The organism is Tenacibaculum xiamenense, from assembly GCF_964513065.1.
Taxonomy (GTDB): domain Bacteria; phylum Bacteroidota; class Bacteroidia; order Flavobacteriales; family Flavobacteriaceae; genus Polaribacter; species Polaribacter xiamenense.
Window position 1 is genome coordinate 35394 of sequence record NZ_CAZEQU010000037.1, and the last position, 4102, is coordinate 39495.

The 4102-nt window shown below is 39.6% G+C and carries 2 protein-coding genes (1 of these 2 running past the window's edge); both read left to right on the forward strand.

The genetic code is table 11. The features are described 5' to 3' along the window. Positions 1-29, forward strand: the 3' end of a protein-coding gene (locus ACKTTV_RS17000; RefSeq protein WP_408032067.1) for a Calx-beta domain-containing protein. Its footprint begins 12277 nt before the window's first position; only the last 29 of its 12306 coding nucleotides appear in the window; its start codon lies beyond the left edge, outside the window; it ends in the stop codon at positions 27-29. Next, positions 2-3742 carry a T9SS type B sorting domain-containing protein gene (locus ACKTTV_RS17005; protein ID WP_408032068.1) on the forward strand — a complete coding sequence of 1247 codons (3741 nt, stop codon included), beginning with the start codon at positions 2-4 and terminating at the stop codon, positions 3740-3742. Before ACKTTV_RS17000 ends, ACKTTV_RS17005 begins: the two co-directional genes overlap by 28 nt. The last annotated feature ends 360 nt before the right edge of the window (positions 3743-4102 follow it).

Consider the following 4102-nt stretch of genomic DNA (forward strand, 5'->3'; position numbering starts at 1 on the left):
CTTGGATTCTGATAATGATGGAATCTTAGACAGTGTAGAACAAGATGGTGATCCAAACAGAGATACTGATGGTGATGGTATTCCAGATCATTTAGACTTAGATAGTGATGGTGACGGAATCTTAGATATTGTAGAAAGTGGACAAGACGCTGCTACATTAGATACTGATGGAGATGGAATGTTGGATAGCACTATAGATGCAGATAATGATGGTATTGTAGATACAGCGGATAATGACGATAATGATATCAATGCAGGAGGAAGTACTACACCAACCGATAGTGACGGTGATGGTATGCCAGACTTCCAAGATACTGATAGTGATAACGATGGAATCTCAGACTTAGTAGAAGGCGGAAGTGATCCTAGTTTAGATGCGGATAATGATGGAGTGATTGATGATCAAACGGATACCGATGGAGATGGACTAGCAGATTCAGTAGATCCAGATAATGGAGGAACAGGATCAAGTACTCCAGATACCGATGGCGATGGACTTCCAGATTATCAAGACTTAGATAGTGATGGTGATGGTATTAATGATGTTGAAGAAGCAGGAGGAACAGATGCAGATGGCGATGGTCAAATAGATACAGGAGACTTAGTCGATGGAAATAACTTACCAGATACAGATGGTGATGGAACTCCAGATGTGGAAGAGCCAAACAACCCAGACCTACCAGGAAGTTTAGATTTAGATGGTGATGGTGTGATCGATGATCAGACTGATAGTGATGGCGATGGTATTGCAGATTCAGTAGATGGCTTAGATGGCTTTGGAGATGCAGAGCAAACCGATACTGATGGTGATGGAATTCCAGATATTCATGACTTAGACTCTGATAATGATGGAATCTTAGATAGTGTAGAACAAGATGGTGATCCAAACAGAGATACTGATGGTGATGGTATTCCAGATCATTTAGACTTAGATAGTGATGGTGACGGAATCTTAGATATCGTAGAAAGTGGACAAGACGCTGCTACATTAGATACCGATGGAGATGGAATGTTAGATAGCACAATAGATGCTGATAACGATGGTATTGTAGATACAGCGGATAATGATGATAATGATATCAATGCAGGAGGAAGTACTACGCCAACCGATAGTGATGGAGATGGAACTCCAGACTTCCAAGATACCGATAGTGATAACGATGGAATCTCAGACTTAGTAGAAGGCGGAGGAGATCCTAGTTTAGATGCAGATAATGATGGAGTGATTGATGATCAAACGGATACCGATGGTGATGGACTAGCAGATTCAGTAGACCCAGATAATGGAGGAACAGGATCTAGTACTCCAGATACCGATGGCGATGGACTTCCAGATTATCAAGACTTAGATAGTGATGGCGATGGTATCAATGATGTTGAAGAAGCAGGAGGAACAGATACAGATGGCGATGGTCAAATAGATACAGGAGATTTAGTAGATGGTAACAACTTACCAGATACTGATGGTGATGGAACTCCAGATGTAGAAGAACCAAACAATCCAGACCTACCAGGAAGTTTAGATTTAGATGGGGATGGCGTTATTGATGATCAAACAGATAGTGACGGAGATGGTATTGCAGATTCAGTAGATGGTTTAGATGGTTTTGGAGATGCAGAGCAAACGGATACTGATGGTGATGGTATTCCAGATATTCATGACTTAGATTCTGACAATGATGGAATTTTAGATAGTGTAGAACAAGATGGCGATCCAAACAGAGATACAGATGGTGATGGTATTCCAGATCATTTAGATTTAGATAGTGATGGTGACGGAATCTTAGATATTGTAGAAAGTGGACAAGATGCTGCTACATTAGATACCGATGGAGATGGAATGTTAGATAGTACAATAGATGCAGATAACGATGGTATTGTAGATACAGCGGATAATGATGATAATGACATCAATGCAGGAGGAAGCACTACACCAACCGATAGTGATGGCGATGGAACTCCAGACTTCCAAGATACCGATAGTGATAACGATGGAATCTCAGACTTAGTAGAAGGCGGAGGTGACCCTAGTTTAGATGCAGACAATGATGGAGTAATCGATGATCAAACAGATACCGATGGAGATGGACTGGCAGATTCAGTAGACCCAGATAATGGAGGAACAGGATCAAGTACCCCAGATACCGATGGTGATGGACTTCCAGATTATCAAGACCTAGATAGTGATGGTGATGGTATCAATGATGTTGTAGAAGCAGGAGGAACGGATGATAACGGTGACGGTCAAATAGATACAGGAGATTTAGTAGATGGTAACAACTTACCAGATGAAGACGGTGACGGAACTCCAGATGTAGAAGAACCAAACAATGATGCTTTACCAGGAAGTTTAGATGCCGATGGCGATGGCGTGATTGATGATCAAACTGATAGCGATGGAGATGGTATTGCAGATGTAGTAGATGGATTAGTTGGCTTCGGAGATGCCTTGACAACGGATACTGATGGAGATGGTATTGAAGATTTATATGATTTAGATGATGACAATGATGGAATCTTAGATAGTGTAGAACAAGATGGCGATCCAAACAGAGATACCGATGGCGATGGTATTCCTGATCATTTAGATTTAGATAGTGATGGAGATGGTATATCAGACCTTGTAGAAAGTGGACAAGATGCTGCGACTGTGGATGCTGATGGAGATGGAGTACTAGATAGCACAACAGATGCAGATAACGATGGTATTGTAGATAGTGCCGATGCTGATGATAATGATGTCGCAGCAGGAGGAACCACGAATCCAGTAGATACCGACGGAGATGGTCGACCAGACTTCCAAGATCTGGATAGTGATAATGATGGAATCTCAGACTTAGTAGAGAGTGGTTCAGATCCTAATTTAGATGCGGATAATGATGGGAAAATTGATGACCAAACGGATACAGATGGCGATGGTATGGTAGATTCAGTAGATCCAGATGATGGAGGTAGTTCTCCTGACATTACAGATACCGATTCAGATGGTACTCCAGATTATCAGGATTTAGATAGTGATGGTGATGGAATTAGCGATCTTCAGGAAGGTGGAAGTGATACCTCATTGGATACAGATGGTGATGGTATGATTGATGATACTACTGATACAGATGGCGATGGTATGGTAGATTCAGTAGATCCAGATAATGGAGGAGATGTGCCAGACACACCAGATTTAGATGGAGATGGAACAGCAGATTACCAAGATGTAGATGATGACGGCGATGGTATTTTAACTTCAGAGGAAGACGTAGATGGTGATGGTGATCCAAATAATGACGATACTGATGGCGATGGTATTCCAGATTATTTAGATACTGATGATGATGGTGATGGTATTGATACTATCGATGAACATGCAGATGATAATGGTGATGGAACACCAGATGATGCCTTAGATACTGATGAAGATGGAACACCAGATTATTTAGATCCAGATACATTACCATGTTTAACGATATACAATGAGTTTACTCCAAATGGCGATGGACAGAATGATACCTTTGTAATTTCATGTATTGGAGATGAGATGTATAAGAATAATCGATTAGAGGTTTACAATCGTTGGGGTAATCTAGTGTATAGTAAAAATAGATATGATAATAGTTGGACAGGAGAATCTAATGGACGCTTCAATGTTCAAGTGGATGAGCAATTGCCATCAGGAACCTATTATTATGTGTTAAATTTAGGAAATGGATCTGATCCAAGAACAGGATGGATTTATATCAATAGAAATTAACCTGAATTTATAGGTATTAAATGATTATTAATAAAACAATAAAAATAAATCAATAGCTCATATGCTCAAGAGTACTTTTATCGGTATACCGTTTCTAAGGTGCTTTTGAGCAAGTGAGTTTAGAAAAAGAATGAGAAAAGGGAGTAAAAAGAATAACCTGTTAGACGAAGCAAAAAGTTGTTTTATCGAAGGATATTTGGATACTACCGTCCTATGTAGGGATTATACTAGGTAAAAAAATTACTTTAGTTTATATGGGAGTTATCAATTTAGGAGAATAGTTTTCAAGTTGAACTAATGAAAAGGATGTATTTAGTATAATTTTTTCACAACAATTAAGATAAGATCAAAAGTATAAAA